The 14,090-nt window shown below is 67.7% G+C and carries 12 protein-coding genes; 7 read left to right on the plus strand and 5 right to left on the minus strand.

What is annotated here, in order from left to right:
• Positions 1-57: 57 nt before the first annotated feature.
• Positions 58-1,515 carry a DUF2252 domain-containing protein gene (locus LCM15_RS07435; protein WP_224854987.1) on the minus strand — a complete coding sequence of 486 codons (1,458 nt, stop codon included), beginning with the start codon at positions 1,513-1,515 and terminating at the stop codon, positions 58-60.
• Between the two features lie 339 nt (positions 1,516-1,854).
• On the opposite strand from LCM15_RS07435, the gene LCM15_RS07440 reads away from it, so the two are divergent.
• The 3 genes from LCM15_RS07440 to LCM15_RS07450 all read left to right on the plus strand — a co-directional run bounded on the left by LCM15_RS07440 (position 1,855) and on the right by LCM15_RS07450 (position 4,848).
• Positions 1,855-2,889: a TRAP transporter substrate-binding protein gene (locus tag LCM15_RS07440; RefSeq protein WP_224854989.1), complete on the plus strand. Its 1,035-nt coding sequence runs from the start codon at positions 1,855-1,857 to the stop codon at positions 2,887-2,889.
• 77 nt (positions 2,890-2,966) lie between these two features.
• Positions 2,967-3,464, plus strand: a complete 498-nt coding sequence (locus tag LCM15_RS07445; protein WP_224854991.1) for a TRAP transporter small permease — start codon at positions 2,967-2,969, stop codon at positions 3,462-3,464.
• On the plus strand, positions 3,457-4,848 hold the full coding sequence (locus LCM15_RS07450; RefSeq protein WP_224854993.1) for a TRAP transporter large permease: 1,392 nt from the start codon (positions 3,457-3,459) through the stop codon (positions 4,846-4,848). The genes LCM15_RS07445 and LCM15_RS07450 overlap by 8 nt, the downstream gene beginning before the upstream one ends.
• A gap of 88 nt (positions 4,849-4,936) precedes the next feature.
• On the opposite strand, the gene LCM15_RS07455 is transcribed toward LCM15_RS07450, so the two are convergent.
• On the minus strand, positions 4,937-5,239 hold the full coding sequence (locus LCM15_RS07455) for an SH3 domain-containing protein (protein WP_224854995.1): 303 nt from the start codon (positions 5,237-5,239) through the stop codon (positions 4,937-4,939).
• Positions 5,240-5,489: 250 nt separating this feature from the next.
• Between LCM15_RS07455 and LCM15_RS07460 the strand changes: the two genes are divergently transcribed.
• Positions 5,490-6,401: an AEC family transporter gene (locus tag LCM15_RS07460; protein ID WP_224854997.1), complete on the plus strand. Its 912-nt coding sequence runs from the start codon at positions 5,490-5,492 to the stop codon at positions 6,399-6,401.
• A 152-nt stretch (positions 6,402-6,553) separates the two neighbouring features.
• Here the strand turns inward: LCM15_RS07460 and LCM15_RS07465 are convergent, their stop codons facing one another.
• Positions 6,554-7,792 (minus strand): aminopeptidase, encoded by a 1,239-nt coding sequence (locus LCM15_RS07465; RefSeq protein ID WP_224854999.1) that lies wholly within the window; start codon positions 7,790-7,792, stop codon positions 6,554-6,556.
• 106 nt (positions 7,793-7,898) lie between these two features.
• Positions 7,899-8,762: a GH25 family lysozyme gene (locus LCM15_RS07470; RefSeq protein WP_224855001.1), complete on the minus strand. Its 864-nt coding sequence runs from the start codon at positions 8,760-8,762 to the stop codon at positions 7,899-7,901.
• Positions 8,763-9,122: 360 nt separating this feature from the next.
• Here LCM15_RS07470 and LCM15_RS07475 point away from each other — a divergent pair, with 360 nt between their 5' ends.
• Positions 9,123-10,313, plus strand: coding sequence for an acetate/propionate family kinase (locus LCM15_RS07475; protein ID WP_224855003.1), 1,191 nt, complete (start codon positions 9,123-9,125; stop codon positions 10,311-10,313).
• A gap of 37 nt (positions 10,314-10,350) precedes the next feature.
• Here LCM15_RS07475 and LCM15_RS07480 read toward each other — a convergent pair whose 3' ends face one another.
• Positions 10,351-10,563 (minus strand): DUF1127 domain-containing protein, encoded by a 213-nt coding sequence (locus LCM15_RS07480; protein ID WP_224855006.1) that lies wholly within the window; start codon positions 10,561-10,563, stop codon positions 10,351-10,353.
• 269 nt (positions 10,564-10,832) lie between these two features.
• On the opposite strand from LCM15_RS07480, the gene LCM15_RS07485 reads away from it, so the two are divergent.
• Entirely contained in the window at positions 10,833-11,408 is a 576-nt protein-coding gene (locus tag LCM15_RS07485) for a hypothetical protein (RefSeq protein WP_224855008.1), read from the plus strand.
• Between the two features lie 19 nt (positions 11,409-11,427).
• Positions 11,428-14,004, plus strand: a complete 2,577-nt coding sequence (locus LCM15_RS07490; protein WP_224855010.1) for an HWE histidine kinase domain-containing protein — start codon at positions 11,428-11,430, stop codon at positions 14,002-14,004.
• Positions 14,005-14,090 lie beyond the last annotated feature (86 nt).

A 14,090-nucleotide genomic window follows, 5' to 3' on the forward strand; every position in this document is an offset into this window, starting at 1 on the left:
GCGCGTTCGCCCACCGGCGCAGCGCAGGGCCGGCACGGCACTGCGCAGCCCCCAGCCTCACCGATAGCGCTTCTGCGACATGTCGAAGGCACCCAACTTAAGGTCGCGCTTGTAGGAGCGGTGATCGGACTTGATCCGCTTCACCGCCGCCCGCGCGAAACACAGGATGTCGTCGATGAACAGCTCATCGGGCTCCATCGCCTCGAGGATGCGCGGTTCGATGCGATAGTCGAGCTCTCCGGCATCGTCCGAGCGCGCGTGAGCCTGCGCCAGCGCCAGCCCGCAGGCATGGGCATAGTGCTTCCAGCTCTTCTTGGACAGCTCATCGAGATCGATGTCGTCGCGGAACGGGGCGCGCTCGCGCGACATGAAGCTCATGCCGTCGATCTCGACATTGCCGTAGAACACGTCGCCATTGGACAGGTGCACCGACTGGCCGTGCGCAATGCGGTCCCCCTCGCCGCCCGCGAAAAAGTCGTTCTCGGGCACAAGCCCCTCGAGCGCCGAGCGGCGGGCGCGCTTGAACTCGACGATCAGATCGTCGGTGGCATCCTTGCTTGGCCCCTCGATCAGGCAGTAGTAGCGCGCCAGCCCGAGCGAGGCGGTGCCCTGCCCGTGCCGGAGACACACGTCCTTCACCCGAAGCTCACCGGCGCGACCTTCCGGCGAAATGCCGTTCTGCTTGGCGACCTCGTTTACGTAGCCCTGAAACTCCTTGATCCGCGAAGAGATCGGCGTCAGCTCCTCGTTGGCGGGAAAGCCGCGGCCGGTCTCGTTCAGATAGCGGCCCCACAGCCACGCCTTGCGGCTCTTGGCGGCTTTCTTGAACATCCGCCTGACCACCTTGGGGCTGTTGTCGGCGCGCATCTGCTGGCTCGCCTCCTTGTCGTGGCGGGCGTAGAAGCCGATGCCCTCGCGGTAGCCTTCAAGGAACTTGCGGGTGATCTTCTTGCGCAGCTTTTTCCCGTGGCCCCCAATCTCTTCCGAGGCGATGAGAAACCCCGTGGCGCCGCGTTTTAGATCCCACGTGAAGGGGGCGTAGAGGACATCGTCGAAATCGTTCACCCCGAAGATCGGCACGTTGTCGGCGTTGGGCATGATGCCGAAATTCTCCGGGTGCACGTCGCCCAGAGCCAGCACCGTCGGCATCCGCTCGTCCTCGCCCAGCATGTCGCGGTGAAAGAGCAGCGAGGTGCCCCGGAAGAAGGAATAAAGCGATGCGGCGAGCGCCTCGAATTTCTCCTTCGCGCCCTCGGCCTTTTCGTCGATGCGCACCGCGTGGTCCTCGACGATGGTGTCGCGCACGTGCAGCCTGCGCTCGAAGCCGGTCAGCGCCGAGGGGCGCATCACGCAGGGATACTTGAGATAGGCGCGGCACAGCTCGCGATAGGCCTCGACCCGGCTTTCCAGATCCCGCACCGGCGCGATGGCTTGCTTTGCCTCGGCCGAGGCCGCCGCGCGCTTGCCGGAGTTGCGCTTGCTATTCGGCTTGGAGGTTTTGCTCGTCTTGCTCATGCTCAGCTTCCCGTGGCTATGCGGATCAACGGCAATCCGCGCCCGAGGTTCCCGTCCGGGCGGCTGTGCACTGCAGCGAAACCGGAGCGGCAGGCAGAGCGCCGATCGTCCGGCGCGCCTCTGTTTCGCGCCCCGACCGGTGCTGACGCTTTCGTCATCCTCGGGGCGACAATCCGTGGCTACACTCAGGCAGGGACCGGGAAATCGATCCATTATTGCCTTGGATATCACGTTGACCTAGGCAAGGTCGCGGTTGACCGCCAAGGTCGCCGACGGGACACAATAAGATCGAAGACCCTTCGCCCGACCCGGGCGAAGCCCATCCAGATGGAGGAATGGATGACCAAATTCTCGAAACTCGTCAGCGCAGCCGCGCTTGCCGCCGCCATGGGCACCGCCGCCAGCGCGCAGGAGGTGACGCTGATCATGCATCACTTCCTGCCGCCGGTCTCTGCCGCCCACAAGGACATGCTCGCGCCGTGGGCCGAGAAGATCGAGACCGAGAGCGAGGGCCGCATCGCGATCGAGATTGCCCCGTCTATGGCGATGGGCGGCAAGCCCAACGAGCTTTACGGTCAGGTCCGCGACGGCGCCGCCGACATCGTCTGGACGCTGCTGGGCTACACCCCGGGCGTGTTCCCGCGCAGCGAGGTGTTCGAGCTACCGCTGGTTCATGCCGGCTCGGCGACCGACACCACGGTGGCGCTGAACGCCTCGATGGACATGCTCGCCGAGGATTTCAGCGACGTGAAGGTGCTGTTCCTGCACAGCCATGACGGCAACCTGATCCACTCCGCCGGCGAGCCGATCCGCAGCTTCGAGGACGCCGCGGGCCTCAAGCTGCGCACCCCCAGCCGCACCGGGGCCTGGGTGATCAGCGCCATGGGCGCAGAGCCGGTGGGGATGCCGGTCCCGACCCTGCCCGAGGCGATGGCAAAGGGCGTCGTCGACGGCGCGCTGGTGCCGTTCGAGATCGTGCCGGCGCTGAGCCTGCAGGAGCTCGAGAAGGCCACCACCGAGCTGCCCGACGGCGACCGCTTCGGCACGTCGGTGTTCATGCTCGCGATGAACCAGGACATCTACGATGACCTGCCCGAAGATCTGCGCGCCATCATCGACGCCAATTCCGGCATGAACGTCGCCGCCGAGATCGGCGCGCTCTGGGAGGGCTTCGAAGAGCCGGGCGTCGCCGCGCTCGAAGCGTCCGGGGTCGAGCGCATCGTGCTCTCCGAAGAAGAAGGCGCCAAGTTCGACGCCGCCAGCGAAAAGGTCGTCCAGCAATGGATCGACGAGGTGACCGCGAAGGGCATCGACGGGGCGGCCCTCGTCGAAGGCGCCCGCGCCGCCGTGTCCGAGGCTGCCGCCTCGCGCTGAGCTGCAGCGCCGACCGACACATCGCGGGAGGGGCTGCCTGCCCCTCCCGCCCACCGTGATTTCCGAGGGAGGCCCTCATGAACGCCGTTCTCTGGCGTGCAGCCGACATCTTCGCGCTGCTCGGAGGTTTCATCCTCCTGCTCATCGTCCTTGTGACCACCACCAACACGGCCGCCTTCATCCTCGACCGCATCGCGCGGTTGACGGGATCGGGCGTCTCGGGCCTGCCCGGCTACGAGGATTTCGTGCAGCTTGCGATCAGCGGCGTGGCGCTGATGTTCTTCCCGTTCTGCCAGGCCAATCGCGGCCATGTCTCGGTCGAGCTGTTCATGGAGCGGCTGCCCGCCAAGGTGCAGCGGTTCGCCGACCGGAGCTGGCTGTTGCTGACCGCCGCCATCGCGGCGTTCCTCGCCTACTGGATGGTGTTCGGACTGCTCGAGGCGCGCGACGACAGCGCCGTGACCTCGGTGCTCAACTGGCCGGTCTGGCCGTTCTACATTCCCGGCATCGCGTCGATGGTGCTGTGGGCGCTCATCGCCCTCGCGCAGATCCGCGGCGAGGTGGCACATGCTTGATCCCATCACGGTCGGCGTGCTCGGCCTCGCGGTCCTGTTCCTGCTGCTGATCCTGCGGATGCCCGTCGGCATCGCGATGATCGTGGTGGGCATCGGCGGCACCTGGGTGCTGAGCCTGTTTGTCCCGTTCGTGCGCTTCGTGCCCTATATCCGGCAGTTCAAGTCGCTGCTGTGGGAGAACGTCGCTAATTACGACCTCTCGGTGGTGCCGCTCTTCGTGCTGATGGGCTACATCGCCGCCGAGGCGCGGCTGTCCTCGGACCTGTTCAAGGGGCTCGAGGCGCTGCTGTCGCGGCTGCGCGGCGGCGTCGCCATGGCCGCGGTCGCCGCCTGCGGCGGCTTCGGCGCGGTCTGCGGATCGTCGCTGGCCACCGCCGCCACCATGGGCAAGGTCGCCCTGCCCGAGCTGCGCAAGCTCGGCTACGATCCGAGGCTCGCCTCAGGCGCGCTGGCGGCGGGCGGCACGCTGGGCATCCTGATCCCGCCCTCGGTGGCGCTGGTGATCTATGCCATCATCGTCGAGGGCTCGATCCTCAAGATGTTCCAGGCCGCGGTGATCCCCGGCATGATGGCGGTGCTGGGCTTCATCCTCGTGATCGCGGTTTCGGTGAAGCTGAACCCCGCGCTCGCCCCCGAGCCAAAGCCCATGGAACGCGCCGAGCGCCGCGTCGCGCTGCGACGGCTGATCCCGGTGCTGACGATCTTCGGCGCGATCATCCTCGGCCTCGGCTTTGGCCTGTTCACCCCCACCCCCGCCGCCTCGATCGGGGTCTTCGCGATCACCGTCTACGGCTTCGTCCTGCGCTGGGTCACCGGCGAGGGGCTGGGGCTTGCCGGGCTGGTGCGCGCGGTGCGATCGACCGCGATCACCGCCGGCATGATCTACCTGATCCTGTTCGGCGCCGAGGTTCTGAAGGGCTTCTTTACCCGCACCGGCCTGCCGCAGGCGCTCAGCGACTGGGCCGCCACCAGCGGGCTCGACCCGATGCTGATCCTCGTCATCATGCTGGTGATCTTCGTGGTGCTGGGCTGCTTCATGGAGAGCCTCGCGATGATCCTCGTGGTGGTGCCGTTCTTCTGGCCGACGCTCATCGCGATCAACGGCGGCGATTTCGCCACCGCCGACACCGCCGCCTTCGGCATGGACACCGACAGCCTGAAGATCTGGTTCGGGATATTGGCGCTGATCGTGGTTGAGCTGGGGCTGATCACCCCGCCGGTGGGTCTCAACGTCTTCATCATCGCCTCGCTGGCGCAGAACACCAGAATGGCCACCGTGTTCCGCGGCGTGATGCCGTTCCTCGGCGCCGAGGTGATCCGGGTTGCGATCCTGCTGATGATCCCGGCACTGACGCTCGTGGTGCCGCGCTGGCTCGGCGGCTGAGCGCAGGACTGCCCTGCAAACGAGAAAGGGGCGCCCCGGTGGCGCCCCTTGTCTGTTTCAGCTTTGTCTGTTTCAGCGTGGCCGGCCCTCAGATCTCGCGCAGGTAGGCCCAGGAGGCAAAGCCGCGCAGGCCGCGCGCCTTGTCGAGCGAGATCTCGCACCAGCGGGTGCTGCCGGTCTGGGTGCAGTCGTGGACCCGCACCACGGTGCCGTTCGGCAGGCCGAGGATCACGTCGAAGCCGGTGCCCGGCCCGCCCCGGAGCTTCAGCATATCGCCCTCGGGCACGCCGAAGACCTCGAAGCGGTCGCGCAGGCCCGCGCCCGCCGGTTGGGTGATGAGAAGGGCCGCCGTCACGCCTGCCGCAAGCGCCCTGAACCATGATCCGCGCATGGCTATCTCCTGTCTGTCTGCTCGTGTTATCTTTCGCGACAGTCTAGCCTGTCCGGGACGAAAACGGAACGGATGGATGACACGATCCGCGTCCGGAGCGGAACGCGTGACCTCACCCCCACCGTTTCAGAGGCGCGCCGCGCGCAGGCACGCCCTCGTGGGCGACGGTCACGCGCCCCCACTGGTCCCGCCCCGCCGGCTGCTGTAGAGCCGGAAGGCGACACCTCTCAACCTGCACGGGACCACCGCCTTGCTGCTCCTGACCATCTGGCCGCTCTTTGCCCTGATCTGTCTCGGATATGTTCTGGCGCGGACCGGATTTCCGAGCGCCGCGTTCTGGCCCGCCGCCGAGCGGATGAACTATTTCGTGCTGTTCCCTGCGCTGCTGGTGGCCAACCTCGTCGATGCGCCGGTGCGCGACCCGGCGATCCTGCGGCTGGGCGGCGCTATGGTGGTGACCACCTGCCTCGCGGCGCTGGCGATGACCCTCGTTCGCAACACGGTCCTCAAGGCGCCCGCGGCGCGCTTCGGCCCGGCGCTGCAGGGCGTGGTGCGCTTCAACACCTATCTCGGCCTCGCCATCACCGCGAGCCTTGTGGGCACAGAGGGGCTCGAGCGCGCGGCAGTGCTGCTCGCCGTGGGGGTGCCGCTGGTCAACGTGCTGTCGATCATCGCGCTCTCCGAGGCCAGCGTGCTGCGCCATCCGCTGCCGCTCCTGAAGACCATGGCGCGCAACCCGCTCATTCTGGGCTGCGTCGTGGGCATCGCGCTGGCGCTGTTGGGCACCGGGCTGCCCTTCGGCTCGAAGCGCGTGCTTGAGTTTCTCGCGCAGGCCAGCCTGCCGCTGGGCCTGCTCTGCGTCGGCGCGGCGCTGCAGCCCAAGGCGATCCGACAGGACGTGGTGGCGCTGGCCGGCCCCTCGGCGCTGCGGCTTCTGGCGATGCCGGCGCTTGGCGCGGGAGTGGCGGCGGTCTTCGGGCTGGACGGGGTCGAGGCGCTGGTGCTGGTGGTGTTCATGGCGATCCCCACCGCCCCCACCGCCTATGTGCTGACCCGGCAGCTTGGCGGCGACGGCACGCTGATGGCGGGCCTCGTGACGCTGCAAACGCTGGCGGCCGTGCTGACCATCCCGCTGATGCTCTGGCTGCTCGGCATTGCCTGAGACTAAGTACAGGCTTGCGCGTAGACCACACGCCCCGCGACCATAGCTTTGCGCCGCGCACCGCCGCAGCCCCCCTTACGCCCCCTCCGAAATGAAACGGCCCCGGGGCTTTCGCGCACCGGGGCCGTTTTTCATAAACTCGGACGGTGGGGTCAGGCCCACTCGCCGCCGCGGAACACCGGGACGCGGGTGCCGTCGGGCTTGATGCCGTCGATATCGGTGTCGGCGCCGCCGATCATCCAGTCGACATGGATCAGGCTGGCATTGCCGCCCTTCTCGGCCACCTCTTCCGCCGACAGGCTGGCGCCGTCGAGGAAGCACTTGGAGTAGCACTGACCCAGCGCGATGTGGCAGGCGGCGTTCTCGTCGAAGAGCGTGTTGTAGAACAACAGCCCAGATTGCGAAATCGGCGAGCTGTGCGGCACCAGTGCCACCTCGCCCAGCCGTGCCGCGCCCTCGTCCGTCGCGATCAGCTCGCGCAGGATGTCGCCGCCGACATCCGCCTTGGCCTCGATGATGCGGCCGTCCTTGAAGGTGACCTCGATGCCGTCGATCAGGCTGCCCTGATGCGACAGCGGCTTGGTCGAGCGCACCGTGCCGTCGACCCGGTGGGCGTGCGGCGTCGTGAACACCTCCTCGGTGGGGATGTTCGGATTGCAGACAACGCCGTTTTGCGCCTCGGATGCGCCGCCGTGCCACTCGTGATCATCGGCGAGGCCAACCGTCAGGTCGGTGCCCGGGCTCTTGAAGTGCAGCGCCGAGAAGCGCTGTTCGTTGAGCCACTCGGTGCGGCTGCGCAGCGTGGCGTTGTGCTCGGCCCAGGCCGCGACCGGGTCGTCGCGGTCGACGCGCGAGGCGGCGAAGATCGCGTCGGCCAGCTTGGCCTGCGCCTCGGACGGGTCAAGCTCGGGGAACATTCGCTCGGCCCAGGCCTTCCCGGGCCAGGCGCAGATCGACCAGTTGATCTCGAAATTGGCGATCTTCTCGAGGGCGGGCTTGTAGGCGGCGGAGTTCGCCTTCCCGGCGCGCGAGACCTTGGCGGCGTCCTGCTCGGCCAGCAGCATCGGGTCTTCGCCAACGATGGCCATGCGCGCGGCGCCGCGCTCGAAGGCCTTGGCCATGCCCTCGTAGAGCCAGCCTGCGGCGGTGTCGAAGCTCTCGTCATCGGCCTTGCCGTAGCGCGCCAGCGACACGCCGGGATCGGAGAAGATCGGCGTCACGAGGCTGGCGCCGGCCTCGTAGGCGGCGGCGGCCACGGCGCGCACAAGCGGCGCCGCGTCGATCGGCGCGGTCAGGACAAGCTCCTGCCCCGGCTGAAGGTTGAGGCCGGTGCGCACCGCCACATCCGCAAGACGCTGCACAAGGGTCGGGTCGATGGGGCTGTCGGTCATGAGGCGTCCTCGCTCTGTCAGTGGATCGCCGACAGAGGTAACACCTGCGTCCCTGCGGGCAAGCGGGAAGCGCCTGACGTGGCGCCTCCCCCCCTTGCCCGGATCGTCAGCCCTGGCTGCGCCGCGACAGCCAGGCCTGCCAGGCCTGACGGCTGCCGCCGAACGCGTTGAGATCCACCGGACCGCCGACCCCGGGCACCAGCCCGGTGCCGGAATACTGCCAGAAGCTCCAGCGCTCGTTCGGGTAGCGCTCGTTCGGATGCGCCTTGACCGAGCGCAGCCAGAACTCCGCCCCGCCGAGCGAGCCGAGGTCATTGCGTTCGTAGAAATCCGGCGTCGTGTAGATCAGCGGGGCGGTGCCGTAGTGATGCTCGACGATGCGGCTGAACTCGCGGATCGAGGCGCGCACCTCGGCCGCTGGCGGGCGCAGCGTGCAGGTCGGCGAAAGGTGGTTCCACTCCATGTCGAGGATCGGGGGCAGATCGCCCCGGACCTTCGGCACGTTCGCGATGAACCACGCCGCCTGCTCATGCGCCGGGCGGCAGAAGTAATAGAAGTGATAAGCCCCCACCGGCACGCCCGCGCGGCGCGCCCCGGCGGCGTTCTCGGCGAAGGCCGGGTCGACCATGTCGCCGCCCTCGGTGGCCTTGAGCCAGGCGAAGCTGATGCCGGCCGCGCGCGCTTCGCGAAAATCGATACGCCCCTGGTAGCGCGCGGCGTCGAGCCCGTGCACCGGATAGCTGGCCGGGCTGCGCGCCCCCCAGGCGTGCGGCTTGGTATCACCGAAGCGGGCCGGGATGCCCTCGGCCCGGTTGGCCCGGATCGACATCTGGCTGACGCCGGAGGTGGCGAAATCCTGTGCGCCTTCCGACGATCTCGGGGAGGCGCCGCCGCAGGCGGCCAGCGCCGCAGCTGCTGCGAGAAGGAGGGCCGCGGCGGTGGCGCGACCCGCGAAGGGTTTGTCGTTCATGATGCCTGTTCCTGCCTGCACTGTGCTGCTTGTTATGCACCGAGCATAGCGCGGAACCGGCTTTCACGCATCAGTTACCACCGCCCTCACCGATCACGATTTCACCGAGGCGCGGCGGTCGGCGCGCCCCCGCGCCGGAGGCCAGCCCGAGATCACCGGCTGAGACACGCGATCACCCGGCGCGCAGTTTCCCACGGCGCGCGAGCAACGGCGGCTAACACATGGCAGCCTCTCGAAAAACGGGGTGGTCGCCGGAGCGCTGGCAGGTAAGATCGCCGCAACGCCGGGTGCCCGCGGCGCGGTCTCTGCGCCATGCCGGCCCCCGACGCCCACGGAGCAGACAGAAAGGCGCGCGCTGCCATGACCAAGACCCCCGTCGCCCTCACGCTGAACGCGGGCTCGTCCTCGCTGAAGTTCGCCCTCTACGACATTTCCGGCGCGCCGATGGAGCTGGCCTCGGGGCTGGTCGACGCGATCGGCGCCGCGCCCCGGCTGAAGGCCGATTTCGGCGCCGCCGCCCCGGCCCTGAAGCGCGACCTCACCGCCGCCGAGGCGCGCGACCATGTCAGCGCGCTATCCACCGCGCTCTCCGAACTGCGGCAGCGGTTCCCCGACGCGAAAGCCTCGGTCGTAGGCCACCGGGTGGTGCATGGCGGCCCGGTCTACTCCGAGCCGGTGGCGATCACCGCCGAGGTGCTCGAAGAGCTGCGCCGCCTGTCCCCGTTCGCGCCGATCCACCAGCCGCACAACCTCGCCGGTGTCGAGGCCGCCATGGCCGCCTTCCCCGACGCACTGCAGGTGGCCTGCTTCGACACCGCCTTCCACCGCAGCCACCCCAAGGTGAACGACATCTTCGCCCTGCCGCGCGAGTATTACGACAAGGGCGTGCGGCGGTACGGCTTCCACGGGCTGAGCTACGATTACATCTCTGGAGAGCTGAAGCGGCTGGCGCCCTTGGTGCATGACGGTCGGGTGATCGTGGCGCATCTGGGCAACGGTGCCTCGATGTGCGGCATGATCGGCGGGCGCTCGATCGCGTCGACGATGGGGTTCACCGCGCTCGACGGGCTGCCGATGGGCACGCGCACGGGCCAGATCGACCCCGGCGTGATTTTCTATCTGGTGCAGCAGGAGGGCATGAGCATCGACGAGGTGCGCCAGCTTTTCTACTCGAAATCCGGGCTTCTGGGGCTGTCAGGCCTCTCGAACGACATGCGCACGCTGGAGGCCGCGGGCACCGTCGAGGCCAACGAGGCCATCGACTACTTCGTGTTCCGCATCCGCCGCGAGCTGGGCGGTCTGGCCGCCGCGCTCGGCGGGCTCGATGCGCTGGTCTTCTGCGGCGGCATCGGCGAGAACTCACGGCTGATCCGCGAGCGGGTCTGCGAGGGGATGGGCTGGATCGGGCTGGAGCTGGACCGCGAGCGCAACGCCCGCAACGACACCCTGATCTCCACCGAGATGAGCCGGGCGCGGGTCCTCGTGGTGCCCACCAACGAGGAACTGGTCATCGCCCGGGCGGGCAAGCGGCTGCTCGACGCCGCGGCCTGAGGCCGAAGGTCGGGCGCGCGCCGTGCCTCGGCGCCGCTCAGACCGCGAGAGCGGCGGAGCGGGCGATCTCGGGGATCTGCGAACGGGCCACGTTGATGTCCGCAAGCTCGCGGTCGGAGCAACGGGACAGTTCGTCGTAGATGCGGGCAAATTCGTTGCGGCGCGCGTTCCAGTGCCGCACCGCGGCGATGGCAGCGTGGATCTGGGCGCCAAGCCCGTGATGCACGGAATGTTCGGTCACATGAGCCATGTGTTTGTCCTTTCGGTCTCGATTATAGGGATGCGGCGGAGCTGGCGCGCAGTGGCGCCTCGTTTCGCCTTCATGCCTTCCATGTCGGGCCGCACGGGGGGAAGAACAACAGGCAGATAGGGAAACCCGCCATGCAGAAAGCTCATGCCGGCAGGGGTTGAGCGTAGCCCGATAAAAAAACCGCAGTTCGCGGATTTTTTCTGGAACCGATCAAACGCCCCAGCGTTAAAAGCACTTGGGACGACAGGTATCTTGAAGGCAAACAGAACTTGACAACGACAGCTACGAGCGCAGCGCGTCTTGCCGACTGCGCGCCGACCTTCCGCCACACCCTTCGGCGGGACACGAAAACCGAGCATGACGCGCTCGAAGCGCAGTTCCTGCCGTTCATGACCACGCCCGAGCGCCATCTCTCTTGGTTTCTCGCCACGCAATACGCGGCCCTCGGCGCGCTGCTGGCAAGCCGGCCGGTCGCGGCCGAGCGGATGCTGTGCGGGCTGCTGCTAACCGAGCTTGTCGGGCGGCTGCGCTTCGACCTCGAGAACCGCGGCGTGATCGCACCGGCGATCACCACCCCCAACCAGAGCCTCGACACGGTCGCGATCGACTACCTCGTGCTGGGGTCGCGGCTGGGCACCGAAACCATGCGGCGCAAGCTTTTCGCGGATCATCAGCGCGAGGCGATCCCGCAGTATTTCCTGATCGGCACGATGCCGGAGCTGTGGCAGCGCCACTGCGCCGAGCTCAACGCCATCGACGTCGGCTCGGCTCGGGCCACGGCGGTCATTCAAGACACCAAGGCAGGCTTTGCGCTCTTTGCACGCGCGGCCATTACCCAGGCATGAAGACGAAAGACCCAACCAAATGACAATGACGCCGCCGTTCCCTGCCCCGCAGCGGACCGTGGATCTGACCGACTGCGACCGCGAGCCCATCCACCAGCTTGGCCGGGTGCAGTCCTACGGCGCCCTGCTGGCGCTGTCGACGGACTGGATCGTCCAGCACGCCTCCGAAAATCTCGAGACCATCCTCGGCATCCCCGCCGAACAGGCGCTTGGCCGCCCCCTGCACGAGTTGATCGTGTCGGACGGGTACGACCGCATTCGCCAGAACCTGCGCGTGATCGAGCTTCAGGACGGTGTGCTGCGGCTGTTCAACGTGACGATGCAGGCCAGCGGCAAGGCGTTCGACGTGTCGGTGCACGGCTCGGGCCGCCACCTGATCATCGAGTTCGAACCCAAGGTCGCCACCCGTGGTCGCGACGTGCTGGCGGAGGTCTATCCGCAGATTTCGTCGCTCAGCCGCAACCGCGATCTGCGCTCGCTGACCGTCGCCGCGGCGCGCGGCCTGCAGGGGCTCTGCGGCTTCGACAGCGTCATGGTCTACCAGTTCCAGCCCGACCAGTCGGGCAAGGTGGTGGCCGAGGTCCGCAAGGACCGCCAGTCGAAATATGACGGACTGATGTTCCCCGCCTCCGACATCCCGGTGCAGGCGCGCGCGCTTTACAAGCGCTCGCTGCTGCGGCTGATCTCGGACGTGAACGATCCCGGCAGCCCGATCCTGCCGGGCACCACGCTCGACGGCCAGCCGCTCGACCTGTCTCTGGCGGTGACCCGGTCGGTCTCTCCGATCCATATCGAGTACCTGAAAAACATGGGGGTCGAGGCCTCGATGTCCGTCTCGATCATGAAGGATGGCGAGCTCTGGGGCCTCTTTGCCTGCCACCATCACAGCCCGCGCTACATCGAGTACGAGCGCCGCACCGCGCTCGAGATGTTCGCGCACATGTTCTCCTACGAGCTGTCGCGCTTCGAGGACCAGCAGCGCAAGAAGGTCGAGGACGAGACCAGCCGCCTGCAGGCCCTGCTGATGGGCCACATGGCCGATGGCCACCAGGTCGCCGACAGCCTGCTGTCGATCTCCGAGGACATCGCCACGATCATCCCGCATGACGGGGCGGTGCTGTTCGAGAACGGCGCGTTCCACGCCGCCGGCACCGTGCCCAGCGAGGAAGAGTTCCGCAGCATCGCGCGCTTTCTCGACCGTTCGATCGGCGCCAGCATCTTCCATACCGACCATCTGGGCCGCTACCTCGAGGCTGCCCGCGATTATCCGCAGCGCGCCGCCGGGCTGATGGCGATCCCGATCTCCAAGCGCCCGCGCGACTACCTCGTGCTGTTCCGCAGGCAGATCCATGACACCGTCTCCTGGGCGGGCAATCCCACCAAGCCGGTGGAGGTCGGCCCCAATGGCCATCGCCTCACCCCGCGCAAGAGCTTCGACGTCTGGCGCGAAACGGTCGAGGGCCGCAGCCAGCCCTGGTCGCACGAACAGGCGCACGCCGCCGAAAAGCTGCGCACCATCCTGCTCGAGGTCTATCTCAAGGTGCTCGATGCCTCCGAGGCCGAGCGCAAGCGCGCACATGAGCAGCAGCAGCTTCTGATCTCCGAGCTGAACCACCGGGTGCGCAACATCCTCAACCTGATGCGCGGGTTGCTGTCGCAGTCGCGCGCCACGTCGGACACGCTCGAGGGCTTCACCGACAATCTCGACGGCCGCATCCAGTCGCTGGCGCGGGCCCATGACCAGCTGACCTCGGAGCAGTGGGAGCCGGCCTCGCTCAAGAGCCTGATCCACTGCGAGTTCGCCGCCTACGCCTCGGACAAGTCGGCACGGGTCAAGATCACCGGCCCCGACGCGATGATCGCCCCCAACGCCTACACGACGATGGCGCTGGTGCTGCACGAGATGGCCACCAACTCGATCAAGTACGGCGCGCTCTGCGACCAGAGCGGCACCGTCGAGGTGCAACTTGCCGAGGACAGCAGCGGCGGTCTGCTGATCGACTGGGCCGAGCGTGGTGGCCCCCCGGTGACCCCGCCCAAGCGGCGCGGCTTCGGCACCACCATCATCGAGGGCTCGATCCCGCACGAACTCCGGGGCGATGCCGAGGTGTCCTACAAGGTCACCGGCCTCGAGGCGCATTTCCGTCTGCCGCCGACGGTGATCTCGGAGATCGTGGCCGAGCGCGGCACGGTGCCCGCGCAGTCCCCGGCCCCCGTGGCGAAAGAGGGCAAAGTGCGCCTTTCCGGTCAGGGCATGGTGCTCGAGGATTCGCTGATCATCGCCATGGATGCCGCCGCCTCGCTAGAGGATCTTGGCGCCTCCAGGGTCGAAATCCTGTCTTCTGTGTCCCGCGCGCTGAGCTGGATCGACCAGAACCCGGTCGAGTTCGCGATCCTCGACGTCAATCTCGGTGATGAGCAGTCGCTTCCAGTGGCCCGCCGCCTGCACGAGATGGGCGTGCCCTTCGTGCTCGCCACCGGCTACGGATCGGCCGAGGAACTGGTCGCCACCTACCCGCCCTGCACAATCGTGCAGAAGCCGTTCACCTCGACCTCGCTCGAGGAGGCGTTGCGCAAGGCCCTGGGAAGCGCCTGACCTCTTCACGCAAAAGCCGGGCCGGCATCCTCACCGTCAGCCCACCGAGCGCCTCCACCCTGCCCCGCGCCGCCGCTGAGCGGCGC

This window comes from Salipiger bermudensis (assembly GCF_020171625.1).
GTDB lineage: Bacteria > Pseudomonadota > Alphaproteobacteria > Rhodobacterales > Rhodobacteraceae > Salipiger > Salipiger bermudensis_B.